General features: G+C 64.8%; 13 protein-coding genes. 8 read left to right on the top strand and 5 right to left on the bottom strand.

Annotated elements, in window-relative coordinates; genetic code table 11:
• Positions 1 to 30: 30 nt before the first annotated feature.
• The 4 genes from ACNJX9_RS29925 to ACNJX9_RS29910 all read right to left on the bottom strand — a co-directional run bounded on the left by ACNJX9_RS29925 (position 31) and on the right by ACNJX9_RS29910 (position 4288).
• Complete coding sequence (locus ACNJX9_RS29925; RefSeq protein ID WP_439405543.1) at positions 31 to 900, bottom strand: alpha/beta fold hydrolase; 870 nt, start codon at positions 898 to 900, stop codon at positions 31 to 33.
• Positions 901 to 1037: 137 nt separating this feature from the next.
• On the bottom strand, positions 1038 to 2300 hold the full coding sequence (gene fabF / locus ACNJX9_RS29920; RefSeq protein ID WP_439405542.1) for a beta-ketoacyl-ACP synthase II: 1263 nt from the start codon (positions 2298 to 2300) through the stop codon (positions 1038 to 1040).
• A gap of 1 nt (position 2301) precedes the next feature.
• Entirely contained in the window at positions 2302 to 2817 is a 516-nt protein-coding gene (locus ACNJX9_RS29915; protein ID WP_439405540.1) for a winged helix-turn-helix transcriptional regulator, read from the bottom strand.
• 463 nt (positions 2818 to 3280) lie between these two features.
• Entirely contained in the window at positions 3281 to 4288 is a 1008-nt protein-coding gene (locus ACNJX9_RS29910) for a polyprenyl synthetase family protein (protein WP_057757269.1), read from the bottom strand.
• 132 nt (positions 4289 to 4420) lie between these two features.
• On the opposite strand from ACNJX9_RS29910, the gene ACNJX9_RS29905 reads away from it, so the two are divergent.
• The 6 genes from ACNJX9_RS29905 to glyS all read left to right on the top strand — a co-directional run bounded on the left by ACNJX9_RS29905 (position 4421) and on the right by glyS (position 10077).
• Positions 4421 to 4648, top strand: coding sequence for a putative signal transducing protein (locus tag ACNJX9_RS29905; protein ID WP_057757173.1), 228 nt, complete (start codon positions 4421 to 4423; stop codon positions 4646 to 4648).
• Positions 4641 to 5408, top strand: coding sequence for a tRNA1(Val) (adenine(37)-N6)-methyltransferase (locus tag ACNJX9_RS29900; RefSeq protein ID WP_439405538.1), 768 nt, complete (start codon positions 4641 to 4643; stop codon positions 5406 to 5408). Before ACNJX9_RS29905 ends, ACNJX9_RS29900 begins: the two co-directional genes overlap by 8 nt.
• 216 nt (positions 5409 to 5624) lie before the next feature.
• The gene (locus ACNJX9_RS29895; RefSeq protein ID WP_057757177.1) at positions 5625 to 6533 is read left to right on the top strand and encodes a S49 family peptidase; all 909 of its coding nucleotides are present in this window, start codon (positions 5625 to 5627) and stop codon (positions 6531 to 6533) included.
• 104 nt (positions 6534 to 6637) lie between these two features.
• The gene (locus ACNJX9_RS29890; RefSeq protein WP_057757179.1) at positions 6638 to 6829 is read left to right on the top strand and encodes a hypothetical protein; all 192 of its coding nucleotides are present in this window, start codon (positions 6638 to 6640) and stop codon (positions 6827 to 6829) included.
• A gap of 213 nt (positions 6830 to 7042) precedes the next feature.
• Positions 7043 to 7978: a glycine--tRNA ligase subunit alpha gene (locus ACNJX9_RS29885; protein ID WP_057757180.1), complete on the top strand. Its 936-nt coding sequence runs from the start codon at positions 7043 to 7045 to the stop codon at positions 7976 to 7978.
• Entirely contained in the window at positions 7978 to 10077 is a 2100-nt protein-coding gene (gene glyS, locus ACNJX9_RS29880; protein ID WP_439405537.1) for a glycine--tRNA ligase subunit beta, read from the top strand. Before ACNJX9_RS29885 ends, glyS begins: the two co-directional genes overlap by 1 nt.
• Before the next feature lie 229 nt (positions 10078 to 10306).
• Here glyS and ACNJX9_RS29875 read toward each other — a convergent pair whose 3' ends face one another.
• Entirely contained in the window at positions 10307 to 10660 is a 354-nt protein-coding gene (locus tag ACNJX9_RS29875; protein ID WP_439405536.1) for a DUF1236 domain-containing protein, read from the bottom strand.
• Between the two features lie 222 nt (positions 10661 to 10882).
• On the opposite strand from ACNJX9_RS29875, the gene ACNJX9_RS29870 reads away from it, so the two are divergent.
• Positions 10883 to 11038 (top strand): DUF3096 domain-containing protein, encoded by a 156-nt coding sequence (locus ACNJX9_RS29870; protein WP_083514732.1) that lies wholly within the window; start codon positions 10883 to 10885, stop codon positions 11036 to 11038.
• A gap of 96 nt (positions 11039 to 11134) precedes the next feature.
• Positions 11135 to 14026, top strand: a complete 2892-nt coding sequence (ppdK, locus tag ACNJX9_RS29865; protein ID WP_439405535.1) for a pyruvate, phosphate dikinase — start codon at positions 11135 to 11137, stop codon at positions 14024 to 14026.
• Positions 14027 to 14328 lie beyond the last annotated feature (302 nt).

Genomic DNA, 14328 nt, shown 5'->3' with positions numbered 1-14328 from the left:
AGGTGGTGGGCACGCTACGCTTTGCCCACCCTACGGTAGCTCGCTAAGCCCAAGAAATTTCCGAATCTCACCCAGCACCTCTTCCGGCTTGTCGTGCTGCAGCCAGTGCCCGGCCCCCGCGATGGTTTCGACGCGCGCCTGCTGGAAGTAGCGCTCCAGGCCCGCCGACCGCGCGCCTGCCAGGAAGCTTTCGCCGGCGTTCAGCAACAACGTCGGACAGGCGATGCGCGACCACAGCGCGATGTGATCGTCCGGCCAGAGCCGGTGCGGTGCGCTGGCCCGCTGATAGGGATCGAATTTCCAGCTATAGGTGCCGTCCTCGTTCTGTCGCGCGCCATGCGTTGCGAGATGCAGTGCAAGGTCGCGGGAGAGGCGCTTGTTGTGAAGCACCATCTGCGCGGCCGCGTCCTCGAGCGTCGCATAGCGGCGCGGGGTGCGGTCGTGCAGCCTGTCGAGCTGGCTGACCCATTTGCCAATGCGCTCATGCGTCGGAGCTTTCGGCGAATCCGGCAGCATCGTCACGCCGTCGAGCACGACGAGCTTGTCGACCAGTTCGGGGAACGATCCCGAGAAGATCAGGCTCACCATGCCGCCCATCGAATGGCCGATCAGTGTCACGCGAGGCGCCGCGATGCTGCGGGCGAGCTGGACGAGATCGTAGACATATTCGGTCAGCGCGTAGCTGCCGCCTCTGGTCCAGTCGGAATCGCCGTGGCCGCGTAAATCCGGCGCGATCACATGGAAGTGCGGATGCAGCGAGCGGGCGATGGCGTCCCAGCTCCGGCAATGATCGCGGCCGCCGTGAACCAGAATAAGCGGCGGCGCGCCCGCGTTGCCCCAATCGGCACAATGCAGCCGCAGGCCGTGAGATTCGTAGAAACGGCTTTGCGGGTCGAGCATCGGGTCGCGATCCCCTGGACTGACGGCAGATGTCCTGACCTAGCCTGCTGCCGGGCATTCGACAAGCGATCGCTCACGTTCGCTTCGGAATCGTTCCGTCGCCAGGCATCGGCCGATGCGCCGAGTTCCCGCGCCCGCTAGCCCATGTGGCGGAAGATCGCGCTGGCGTTGACTCCACCAAAGCCAAAGCCGTTCGTGATCGCGTGCTGCATCGGTAGCGGACGTGCAGCACCGGCAACGATATCGATTCCTTTCGCGCCGGCATCCGGGTTTTCGAAATTGAGCGTCGGCGGTGCGATCTGGTCGCGCAGGGCAAGCACGGTGAAGATCGCCTCCAGTCCGCCGGCGGCGCCGAGCAGATGGCCGGTGGCCGATTTGGTCGCGCTGACCGCGATGGATTTGTTGCGGCCGAACAGCGCGCCGATGGCACCGAGTTCGCTGTCGTCGCCGGCGGGCGTCGAGGTCGCATGCGCGTTGAGATGCTGCAGATCGCCGGGCGCAAGGTTCGCCTGCCGGAGCGCGATCTCCATGGCGCGGCGGGCGCCGTCGCCATCCGGCGGACCCGACGTCATGTGATAGGCATCGGCGGTGGTGCCATATCCAACAAGCTCGGCGATCGGCGTCGCGCCGCGCGCCAGCGCATGTTCCAGCTCCTCGATCACCAGGATGCCGGCGCCTTCACCCATGACAAAACCGTCGCGGTCACGATCGAACGGACGCGAGGCTCGTGTGGGCTGGTCGTTGAAGGCGCTCGACAGCGCGCGAGCAGCGGCAAAGCCGCCGAGGCTGACGATATCGATGCAGGCTTCGGCGCCGCCGCAGATCGCGACATCGGCATCGCCCGCGCGGATCATGCGCGCGGCGTCGCCGATCGCCTGCACGCCGGCGGCACACGCCGTGACGGGCGTGCCCAGCGCGCCCTTGTAGCCGTATTTGATCGAAACGTGGCCGGCGGCAAGGTTGGCAAGGAAGGAGGGGATCGTGAACGGCGACAGCCGGCGTGGGCCGCGTTGTTCGGTGATGCGCACCGCTTCCGCCATCGCGGGAAAACCGCCGACTCCAGAGCCGATGATCGTTGCGGTCCGCTGCAGCGACGCCACATCCTGCGGTGCCCATTTGGCCTGCGCGACCGCTTCCGCGGCGGCGAGTAGCGCGAACAGGATGAAGCGATCCATCTTGCGCTGGTCCTTTGGCGCAGCGGCCTTCGCCGGATGGAAGCCGCCTTCGGCGTCATCGGCCTTGTCGGGCACGAGCCCGGCAATGCGCGCGGGCAATGCCTGCGACCATTGCGGCAGCGTGCGCAGCCCGCTTTGCCCCGCGAGCAGCCGGCGCCAGGATATCTCGACACCACAGCCGAGCGGCGACACCGCCCCCATTCCCGTCACGACGATACGAGGCATGTCAGTCTCCAGCCGGCGCGAGGTCCGGATTCATGGCTTTGAGCGAGGTAAGCCGCCGCCGCATCAGGCGGCTCGCGGCAGGACCTGCGATCACCACGGCATTGGCGAGCGTGATCGGCTGCCGATCGGTCGCATCGACCACGACCGGATCGAGCGGCCGACGATCGTCGCGGGTCGCCAGCAGGATGGATTCGCCTTTCGGCGCGAGATGCTTGTTGCCCCAGGCGAGCAGCGTCGCGATCACGGGAAAGAAATCCCGTGCCTTGTCGGTCAGCACATATTCGTAACGTGGCGGCCGCTCCTGGTAGCGACGACGGACGAACATGCCGGTCTTGGTGAGATGGGCAAGGCGTCGCGACAGGATGTTCGGCGCAATGGAGAGATTGCGCTCGAACTCGTCAAACCGCGTCGAGCCCTGCAAGGCATCGCGCAGGATCAGGATGCTCCACCATTCGCCGACCGTCTCCACGGCGCGGCCGATCGGGCATTCCTGGAGGGAAGGGGATTTGGGCTGCATGGCGGGGAAGGTAGGGGAGTGACTTGCGAAATGCAAGTTACTAAGTGCACTTGCCGAAACGGCTGCGTTGGTGAGATAAGACTGCCAGTTATGTGGTGGGCGTTTGCTAGTCAATTGCGTGCCCGGACGCGGCAACGCGAAGGGCGTTGCTGCGCGTCCGGGACACGAAAGTTGAGCGACGGCCGCGCCCTACTCGGTCATTGCGAGCGCAGCGAAGCAATCCAGGCTCTTTCCCTGGAGGGATTCTGGATGGCTTCGCTGCGCTCGCAATGATGTGAAGAGAGCGATTCCAACAAATCTATCCCGTCACCCTGAGGCGCGAGCGCAGCGAGCCTCGAAGGGCGAACGGCCAGGATGCATCTCGGCCGTGCATCCTTCGAGGCTCTCCATGGGACGCGTTGCGTCCCATGGACAGCACCTCAGGGTGACGGAATTGATAGCGGAGGCGGAACGCGCGTCGCGCCTAATGCGACCGTGCCAAACAGAACGCCACCACCTGCTCCAGCGCGCTCTTCATCGGCGACGACGGGAACAGCGCGAGTGCGTCCACCGCCATGGCGCCGTAGTGCTGGGCGCGGCTCAGCGTGTCCTCGAGCGCGCGGTGCTTGTTCATCAGGCCGATGGCGTGATCGAGGTCGGAATCACCGATCTCGCCGCGCTCAAGCGCCTTGATCCAGAAAGCGCGCTCGGTGTCGTTGCCGCGGCGGAAGGCGAGCACCACCGGCAGCGTGATCTTGCCCTCGCGGAAATCGTCGCCGGTGTTCTTGCCGAGCTTGGCGCTCTTGCCGCCATAGTCGAGCACGTCGTCGACGAGCTGGAAGGCGATGCCGAGATTCATGCCGACCGAGCGGCAGGCGGTCTGCTCCGCCTTCGGGCGGTTGGCGATCACGGGGCCGACCTCGCAGGCCGCGGCGAACAGCTCGGCGGTCTTGCCGCGGATCACGGCGAGATATTCGTCCTCGGTGGTCGCGGTGTTCTTGGCGGCCGCAAGCTGCATCACCTCGCCCTCGGCGATGGTGGCCGCGGCAGCAGACAGGATGTCGAGGGCGCGCAGCGAACCGACCTCGACCATCATCCGGAAGGCCTGGCCGAGCAGAAAGTCGCCGACCAGGACGCTTGCCTCATTGCCCCAGAGCATGCGCGCCGACAGCTTGCCGCGGCGCATCTCGCTCTCGTCGACCACGTCGTCGTGGAGCAGTGTGGCGGTGTGCATGAACTCGACGGAGGCAGCGAGCTTGATGTGGCCGTCGCCGGTGTAGCCGGCGAGGTTGGCCATGGCCAGCGTCAGCATCGGCCGCAGCCGCTTGCCGCCGGAGGAGATCAGGTGGTTGGCGACTTCCGGGATCATGGTCACGTCAGATCCGGTCCGCGACAGGATGGTGGCGTTGACGCGCTCCATGTCAGGGGCAACAAGGGCAACCAGCTCTTCGATCGACGCGCCGGGGGTTTCGAAAGGTACGATGACGGCCACGCCGGTCTCCAATATTTGCCCCGGAAGGGCTATTCTGATGGAAGGACAATAGAAACTGGACGGGGATGCGGCAAGGGCTGTGGAACCATTGACATTTGCCGCTTTGACCCCTTTCAGCCCAGGAGGCTCGTCTTGCGTGAACTGGTTCGGACCAACGATATCGTGCTGGTGTCGGCGATCGGCGCGCTGCTCGACGGCGCCAACATCCATCATCTGGTGCTGGACCAGAACATGAGCATCATAGAGGGCTCGCTTGGCGTCCTGCCCAGGCGGATCCTGGTCCATGAGGACGATGCCAGCGAAGCCCGGCAATTGCTGACCGACGCCGGCCTCAGCCACGAACTGCGCGGCGATGATTGACGTCGTCACAGATCTTACCGAGGATGCCTTTCTCGGCGGCCAGCTGCTGCTCAAGCAGAAGCGGACCGGCCACCGGGCAGGGCATGACGCCATTCTGCTTGCGGCTGCGACGGAGGCCCGTGAAGGCGACCGTGTGGTCGATCTCGGTGCCGGCATCGGTACGGCTGGCCTCGCGCTGGCCCGGCGCATTGGCGGCATCAATCTTTGCCTCGTCGAGATCGATCCGGAACTCGCCGCGCTCGCGCGCGCCAATGCGGCCGCGAATGCGATTGCCGCTGAGGTGGTCGTGCTCGACGTCACTGCGGACGCGCAGGCATTTGCAGCACATGGGCTCACGCCTGACAGCGCCGATTGCGTGTTGATGAACCCGCCCTTCAACGATCCCGCGCGGCACCGCGGCTCGCCGGACCAGGCGCGTCACACGGCGCATGTCGCGACCGACGAGACGCTGCATGCCTGGGTGCATGCGGCGCGGCGTATGCTTCGATCGAACGGTGTGCTCACCCTGATCTGGCGCGCTGACGGAATCGCAGATGCCTTGGCAGCGCTGTCACGCGGTTTCGGCAGCCTGTCGATCCTGCCGGTTCATGGCGAAGCGGGACGTCCTGCGATCCGCGTCCTGGTGCGCGCAGTCAAGGGCGGCCGAGCGCCGACGCGATTGCTGCCGGGCCTCATGCTCAATGATGAGTCACGGGTGCCTAAAAAAGAGGTGCGGAATATTCTTGAAGGGAGAGCGGTCCTGCCGCTGGTGGAGCCGTGACGGCTTACTGGGGAAGCGATTCCGACTGCTGTTCCGGCTGGGACGTAAAGCGAATCGCCGTAAAGAGCGCGCCCATCAGCATCAACAGCAGATAAATCTTCATGTCGTTTCCTCCGCTGCCTCATTGCAGCTTCCCAACCGGGATTCTGCAAAACACGTTCCAGGCACTAGCAATGACAGTCACGTGATAAATAAAGGTTAACCAGAGGTGACGGCATGGCCGAACAATTGAACGATCCCGAGAATTCCGGCCTGGCCGACAAGCTCTTGCAATATCTGCCGGCGCGCTTCCGCCCCGGTGCTGCGGTCGTGCCGGTGGTGCGGCTGTCAGGTGTCATCGGCGCGGTGACGCCGCTGCGTCCGGGCATGACACTGGCGGGCGTCGCCCGGGTGCTGGAGCGGGCGTTTTCATACCGGAACGCCAAGGCGGTCGCGCTGGTGATCAATTCGCCCGGCGGCTCGCCGGTGCAGTCACGCCAGATCTATCTGCGCATCAAGCAGCTCGCGGCGGAGAAGAAACTGCCGGTGCTGGTGTTCGTCGAGGACGTCGCGGCGTCCGGCGGCTACATGATCGCCTGCGCCGGCGACGAGATCTTCTGTGATCCGTCCTCGATCCTGGGATCGATCGGCGTGGTCGGCGGCAGCTTTGGTTTTCAGGAGGCGATCAAGCGGCTCGGCATCGAGCGGCGTCTCTATACGGCCGGCGCCCACAAGGCGATGCTCGATCCATTTCTCCCCGAAAACCCTGATGACGTCGCCAAGCTGAAGGCACTCCAGCGCGAGATCCACCAGATCTTCATCGCACTGGTGAAGGAGAGCCGTGGTACCAGACTCAAGGGCGCGGACGACACCCTGTTCACCGGTGAGTACTGGGCCGGCGAGACGTCGATCGCGCTCGGGCTCGCTGACGGCATTGGCGATATCCGCTCAACTCTTCGTGCCCGCTATGGCGAGAAGGTTCTCACCCCCGTGATCGCGCAGCCGACCGGACTTCTGTCCGGCCTGTTGGGGCGGAAATCGCCCGGCGCGGGCCAGCTTTCGGCCATGGAATCAATGGCCGGGCTGCCGGACGAGCTGATCTCGGCGGTCGAGACGCGGGCGATTTGGGCGAAATTCGGGTTCTAGGTCCGGCTCCCCCGCGCCATTTGGTCCGTGCTGAGCCAATTGCGGCGCAGCCCGGACTGCGCGAGAATGCGTGTGGGGGCTGAGCACGACACAAGGATCGACCGATGCCGCCGTTCGTCGCATTCGCGGGCGTCCTGGGTGGGCTTGCCGTGGTCCGCTGGGCCTACAAGACCGCACTCAGGATCAACGAAGAGCTGGAGGAGATGCGCCTGTCGCGCGTCACTGAAGCCGCCCAGATGGGGAATATCCAGACACTGAAGCGCGACCCCGTGACGGGAGCGTATCGGCCGGGATAACCGCTCCTTCCACACCCACCGTCATTCCGGGGCTCGCGAAGCGAGAACCCGGAATCTATCGAACCGCGGAGCGAACGGCGCAATGGATTCCGGGCTCGCCCTGCGGGCGCCCCGGAATGACGGCCATTTCCGCCTCCCTTTGCCTTGATTCCCATCCCCGCCGTCGATACGGTCCCGCGCGATTCAAACCCCCCGCGAGAGCCTGATCCGACGATGGACGCCTCATTGCCCGCCCATATGCGCCCGGACCGCTCGTTCCAGGGCCTGATCCTGGCCCTGCAGCGCTATTGGGCGGATTACGGCTGCGTGATCCTGCAGCCCTACGACATGGAAGTCGGCGCCGGCACCTTCCATCCCGGGACGACCCTGCGCGCGCTCGGGCCCCGGCCGTGGAATGCCGCCTATGTGCAGCCCTCGCGCCGGCCCAAGGATGGCCGTTACGGCGAGAACCCGAACCGGCTCCAGCACTATTACCAGTTCCAGGTGATCCTCAAGCCGTCGCCCCCGAACCTTCAGGAGCTGTACCTGAAGTCGCTCGCCGCCATCGGCATCGATTCCGCCATCCACGACATCCGTTTCGTCGAGGACGATTGGGAGAGCCCGACGCTGGGCGCCTGGGGCCTGGGTTGGGAATGCTGGTGCGACGGCATGGAAGTCAGCCAGTTCACCTATTTCCAGCAGGTCGCGGGCGTCGAATGCGCGCCGGTCGCGGGCGAGCTGACCTACGGCCTCGAACGCCTCGCCTGTTATCTGCAGGGCGTCGACAGCATCATGGACCTGAACTTCAATGGCCGCGAAGGCGCCGAGAAGGTCAGCTATCGCGATGTGTTCTTCCAGGCCGAGCAGGAATATTCGCGGCACAATTTCGAACATGCCGACACCGCGATGCTGTTCGAGCAGTTCAAGATGGCCGAAGCGGCGTGCAGGAAATACCTCGAGGCTGGCTGGAAAGACGGCAAGCGCGAGGCGCATCTGATGGCGCTGCCGGCCTATGACCAGTGCATCAAGGCGAGCCATGTCTTCAACCTGCTCGACGCGCGTGGTGTGATTTCGGTGACGGAGCGACAGAGCTACATCTTCCGGGTGCGCGAGCTGGCGAAAGCCTGCGGCGAAGCCTGGGTGCACACCGAAGCCGGTGGAGCGGCCTGATGCCCGATCTTTTGCTTGAACTGTTCTCGGAAGAGATCCCCGCGCGCATGCAGGCCAAGGCGGCCGACGACCTGCGCCGTCTGGTCACCGACAAGCTCGTCGCCGAAGGCCTGGTCTACGAGGGCGCGAAAGCTTTCGCGACGCCGCGCCGGCTTGCGCTCACCGTGCACGGCATCCCCGCGCGCCAGCCTGACCTGAAGACCGAGCGCCGTGGCCCGAAAGTCGGCGCGCCCGATGCGGCCGTGCAGGGCTTTTTGAAGGCGACCGGCCTGAAGTCGCTGGATGAGGCCAAGATCCAGCGCGACCCCAAGGGAGATTTCTACATCGGATTGATCGAGAGGCCCGGCCGCGACGCGATCGACGTGCTCGCGGAAATCCTGCCCGTGATCATCAGAACCTTCCCCTGGCCAAAATCGATGCGCTGGGGCGCGCGCTCGGCCAAGCCAGGCTCGCTGAGCTGGGTGCGTCCGCTGCACGCGATCACCGCGACCTTTGGCCTGGAGACCGAGGAGCCCGATGTCGTGAAGTTTTCCATCGACGGCATCGAGGCCGGCCAGACCACCTATGGCCATCGCTTCCTCGCGCCGTCGGCTATCTCCGTTCGCCGCTTCGAGGACTACGAAGCCAAGCTCCTCGATGCGAAGGTCGTGCTCGACCCCGACAGGCGCAAGGACGCGATCCTCACCGACGCCAAGCAGCTTGCCTTCGCCCAAGGCTTCGAACTGGTCGAGGACCAGACCCTGCTCGACGAGGTCTCGGGCCTGGTCGAATGGCCGGTCGTGCTGATGGGCTCGTTCGAGCCGGAGTTCCTGAAGACGCCCGACGAGGTGATCCGCGCCACCATCCGCAACAACCAGAAATGCTTCGTGGTTAGGGATCCCAAGACGGGGAGGCTGACCAACAAATTCATCCTCACAGCGAATATCGAGGCCATCGACGGCGGCAAGGTCATCGTATCAGGCAACGAGCGCGTGATCCGCGCGCGGCTGAGCGATGCGAAGTTCTTCTACGAGACCGACCTGAAGACCAAGCTCGAGGATCGTCTGCCGAAATTCGAGCAGATCGTGTTCCACGAGAAGCTCGGGACCCAGGCGGAGCGCATCAAGCGCATCGAGCGCCTCGCCGCCGAGATCGCGCCGCTGGTCGGCGCCGATGTTGCCAAGGCCACGCGTGCGGCGCATTTGGCGAAGGCGGATCTGCTGACGGAAGTCGTCGGCGAATTCCCCGAGGTGCAGGGCCTGATGGGCAAGTATTATGCGCTGGCGCAGGGCGAGGATGCCTCGGTCGCTGCGGCCTGCGAGGAGCACTACAAGCCACAAGGCCCGGCCGATCGCGTGCCGACGGATCCGGTCAGTATCGCAGTCGCGCTCGCTGACAAGCTCGATACGCTGGTCGGCTTCTGGGCGATCGATGAGAAGCCGACGGGATCGAAGGACCCCTATGCGCTGCGGAGAGCGGCGCTGGGTGTTATCAGGTTGATCGCCGAGAACGCGCTGCGCCTGTCGCTGCTGAAGGTGGCAGCGTCCGCGCTCGCGGGCTTGTCGGTGAAGCCCGCCGATGCGGAGAAGCTCCCGAGCGATCTGCTCGCCTTCTTCGCCGATCGCCTGAAGGTCCAGCTCCGTGAGCAGGGCGCGCGTCACGATCTCGTCGACGCCGTGTTCGCGCTCGGCGGCCAGGATGATCTCTTGATGATCGTTCGCCGCGTCGATGCGCTCGGCAAATTCCTCGACACCGACGACGGCAAGAACCTGCTCGCCGGCACCAAGCGCGCCAGCAACATCCTTTCGATCGAGGAGAAGAAGGACAAGCGCACCTTCCACGGCGCGCCGGATGCTGCGCTCTACAGCCTCGCAGAGGAGAAGGCGCTGGCGAAGGCGATCGGCGAGGTGACGACGGAAGCAAGTGCCGCCGTCGCCAAGGAGGACTTTGCCGCCGCGATGCGCGCGATGGCGAAGCTTCGCCCACCGGTCGATGCGTTCTTCGACAAGGTGCGCGTCAACGACGACGATCCGAAGGTCCGCGAGAACCGGCTAAAACTGCTGAACGAGATCCGCAGCGCCACGCGCGCGGTGGCGGATTTCTCGAAGATCCAGGATTGAAGTGCTATCGTGCGACGAACATCACCCGTCATTCCGGGGCGCGCGTAGCGCGAAACCGGAATCTCGAGGTTCCGGGTTCGGTGCTGCGCACCGCCCCGGAACGACTGTGCTTTGACAGAAAAATGCCCCGCCCGGCGGGGGGAAGACCGGGCGGGGCCTGATGTCCGATTACACTGCTCGCGCCAGCGCCGTTGATGCGGCGCGCCGGACATCTAGTTGAACAGCCGTCCTAGTCCATCACCTCGACGATGCGCCGCGAGCGCGGCTCGACCAGCACCGTCTCGCCGTTCACGACAGTGTAGCGATAGGTCGTCGCGCCGAAACGTTGCGGCACGTCATAATAAGTGATGCCGGTTTCGGGTAAGGTGGCACCGACCACGACGCGATCGGGAATATGGAAGGCCGGCACACGTTGCTCGATGACATAGTCACGGAACGCCGGCCGTTGCTCGACCGCAATCGTCGGGATTTCCTCAACCACCACGGGTGCGCGTCCCACTGTGATTCCGGTTTGCGCCTGCGCCGCGATGGGCGCGCTGAGCGCGGCGCCAAGCACTGCGAGAGCGAGAATCCTGTTTCGCATGGGCAACTCCTTCGAATTGACTTCAGCCCGCGCCAATGACGCGACCGCTTGCCAATGCTGCGCCGCGCGCGATGTTCCGGAAAAAGCCTGCCGCATCCGCGGCAATTTCGGGCAGTTTTTGCGAAGCCGGGAACTCGTATCAACCCCTCCGCGTCTCTACGGGCGAAACCGGGTCCGCTATGATCCGCCGCGATTCGCCTCATCCCTTGGGAAAGATAATTCATGCACCTCACCGTCGCCCACATCTCGCCGCTCCTGTCGCTGCTTGCGGGCGTTCTCATCCTCGTCATGCCGCGCCTGCTCAACTTCATCGTGGCGATTTTTCTCATCCTCAATGGTGCGATCGGGCTCGGTTTGCTGAAGTGGCTCCATCTCTAGGCCTTCATTTTCCGGAACTCTTCGACTTGCGCGGGCCTGCTCAAAGTGGTGTAAGGCGCGCGATTTCCCATTCCTCTCGAAGGTTGTGTGCAAGCTATGGCCAAAGCCGCCTCGAAGCCTAAGAAACTGCCAGCGAAATCAAAGCCTTCCGTCAAGGCGAAAGCCGCGCCGGCGGCCCGCAAGGCGCTGCCCAAGAGTTCTGTGAAGAGCGCCCCGAAGCCGGTCGCCAAGGTTGCCGCCAAGGCCGCGGCCAAGCCGGCCGCAAAGGCTGCGGCCAAGGCGGCCAAAAGCGCGCCGGCAAAGATCCCGGCCACCAAATGGGTCTTCACCTTCGGCGACGGCAAGGCCGAAGGCCGGACGGAGATGCGCGACCTGCTCGGTGGCAAGGGCGCCAACCTCGCCGAGATGGCCAATCTCGGCCTGCCGGTGCCTCCGGGCTTCACCATCCCGACCTCGGTCTGCACCTATTTCTACGCCCACGACAAGACCTATCCGAAGGAGCTGCAGTCGCAGGTCGAGAAGGCGCTCGACCATGTCGGCAAGTTGACCGGCAAGGTGTTCGGCGACACCAAGAACCCGCTGCTGGTCTCCGTACGTTCAGGCGCGCGCGCCTCGATGCCGGGCATGATGGACACCGTGCTCAATCTCGGCCTCAACGACCAGACGGTCGAAGCGCTGGCGGAGCTCTCCGGCGACCGTCGCTTCGCCTACGACAGCTATCGCCGCTTCATCACCATGTATTCCGACGTGGTGCTCGGCTTCGAGCATCATCACTTCGAGGAAATCCTCGACACCTTCAAGGACAGCCAGGGCTATACGCTCGACACCGACCTCACCGCCGAAGACTGGGTCGAGCTGGTCGGCAAGTACAAGGACGCGGTCGCGCGCGAGACCGGCAAGGACTTTCCGCAGGATCCGCATGACCAGCTCTGGGGCGCGGTCGGCGCGGTGTTTTCGTCCTGGATGAATGCGCGGGCGGTGACCTACCGCAAGCTGCACGATATCCCGGAGTCGTGGGGCACCGCGGTCAACGTGCAGGCCATGGTGTTCGGCAACATGGGCGAGACCTCGGCAACCGGCGTTGCCTTCACCCGCAATCCCTCGACCGGCGAGAGCAAGCTCTACGGCGAGTTCCTGATCAACGCGCAAGGCGAGGACGTGGTGGCGGGCATCCGCACGCCGCAGGACATCACCGAGGAAGCGCGCAAAGAGTCGGGTTCCGACAAGGCGTCGATGGAAGCGGCGATGCCTGAGGCCTTCAAGGAGCTGACGCGGATCTACACGCTGCTCGAGAAGCACTACCGTGACATGCAGGACATGGAGTTCACGGTCGAGCAGGGCAAGCTGTGGATGCTGCAGACCCGCAGCGGCAAGCGCACGGCGAAGGCTGCGCTCCGCATCGCGGTCGAGCTTGCCAATGAGGGCCTGATCACAAAGAAGGAAGCGGTGACGCGGATCGATCCCGCCTCGCTCGACCAGCTCCTGCATCCGACCATCGATCCGAACGCCAAGCGCGACGTGATCGCGACCGGCCTGCCGGCTTCGCCGGGGGCTGCCTCCGGCGAGATCGTGTTCTCGTCGGATGAAGCGGCCAAGCTCCAGGGCGACGGGCGCAAGGTCATTCTGGTCCGGATCGAGACCAGCCCGGAAGATATCCACGGCATGCACGCCGCCGAAGGCATCTTGACCACGCGCGGCGGCATGACCTCGCACGCGGCGGTCGTCGCGCGCGGCATGGGCAAGCCCTGCGTCTCCGGCTGCGGTACCATCCGCGTCGATTACGGCCGCGGCACCATGAGCATCGGTTCGCGCACCTTCAAGGCCGGTGACGTCATCACCATCGACGGCTCGCTTGGCCAGGTGCTGGCCGGCCGCATGCCGATGATCGAGCCGGAACTGTCCGGCGAGTTCGGCACGCTGATGACCTGGGCCGACCAGGTCCGCAAGATCGGCGTCCGCGTCAACGGCGACACGCCCGACGATGCCCGCACCGCGATCAAGTTCGGTGCCGAAGGCATCGGCCTCTGCCGCACCGAGCACATGTTCTTCGAGGAGACCCGCATCCGCACCGTGCGCGAGATGATCCTCTCCGAGGACGAGCAGTCGCGCCGGGCCGCGCTGGCAAAGCTGTTGCCGATGCAGCGCGCCGACTTCGTTGAGCTGTTCGAGATCATGAAGGGCCTGCCCGTCACGATCCGTCTGCTGGACCCGCCGCTGCACGAATTCCTGCCGCACACCCATGCCGAGGTCGAGGAAGTGGCGCGCGCCATGAATACCGATCCGCGGCGTCTGGCCGACCGTGCGCGCGAACTGTCGGAGTTCAATCCGATGCTCGGGTTCCGCGGCTGCCGCATCGCGATCGCCTATCCTGAGATCGCCGAGATGCAGGCCCGCGCGATCTTCGAGGCGGCGGTCGAGGCCGAGAAGCGCACCGGCAAGGCCGTCGGCCTCGAGGTGATGGTGCCGCTGATCGCGACCAAGGCCGAACTCGACCTGGTCAAGGCCCGCATCGATGCCACCGCGAAGTCGGTCATGCGTGAAACCAATACCAAGATCGCCTATCAGGTCGGCACCATGATCGAGCTGCCGCGCGCCTGTCTGCTCGCGGAAGAGATCGCCGAAAGCGCCGAGTTCTTCTCGTTTGGCACCAACGACCTGACGCAGACGACCTACGGCATCAGCCGCGACGACGCGGCGAGCTTCCTCGGTCCCTACGTCGCCAAGGGCATCCTTTCGATCGATCCCTTCATCTCGCTCGACCAGCAAGGCGTCGGCGAGCTCGTCAAGATCGGCGTCACGCGCGGCCGCAAGACGCGGGCGAAGCTCAAGGTGGGCATCTGCGGCGAGCACGGCGGCGATCCCGCCTCCGTCGCCTTCTGCCACAATGTCGGTCTCGACTACGTGTCCTGCTCGCCGTATCGCGTGCCGATCGCGCGGCTCGCGGCGGCCCAGGCCGCGCTCGGCAAGGCGATTGCGAGCCAGGCGTAAGGCGAAACAACATACCGTGATGCGAAAGAGGCGGAGCTTACTCCGCCTCTTTTCATTTGGGGCGACGCCTTCTCGACTCGTCATTGCGAGGAGCCCTTGCGACGAAGCAATCCAGAATCTTTCCGCGGAGACAGTCTGGATTGCTTCGCTGCGCTCGCAATGACAGCGGAGGAGGAACCAGGCGCGTCCCGTAATGACACGCGTGCGCAAGAGTTCCTTCACCATTCGCGTTGACCGATTGTTTACCGCTTCTCGCGACGCGGTGTTTACCAGCACATCGCATCGCCCCGTGAAAACACCCG

Origin of the sequence: Bradyrhizobium sp. BLXBL-03, assembly GCF_051853015.1 — a bacterium.
GTDB classification, from domain to species: domain Bacteria; phylum Pseudomonadota; class Alphaproteobacteria; order Rhizobiales; family Xanthobacteraceae; genus Bradyrhizobium; species Bradyrhizobium manausense.
The sequence above is the reverse complement of the archived record's forward strand: the minus strand, read 5'-3'. Positions and strand labels throughout refer to the sequence as shown.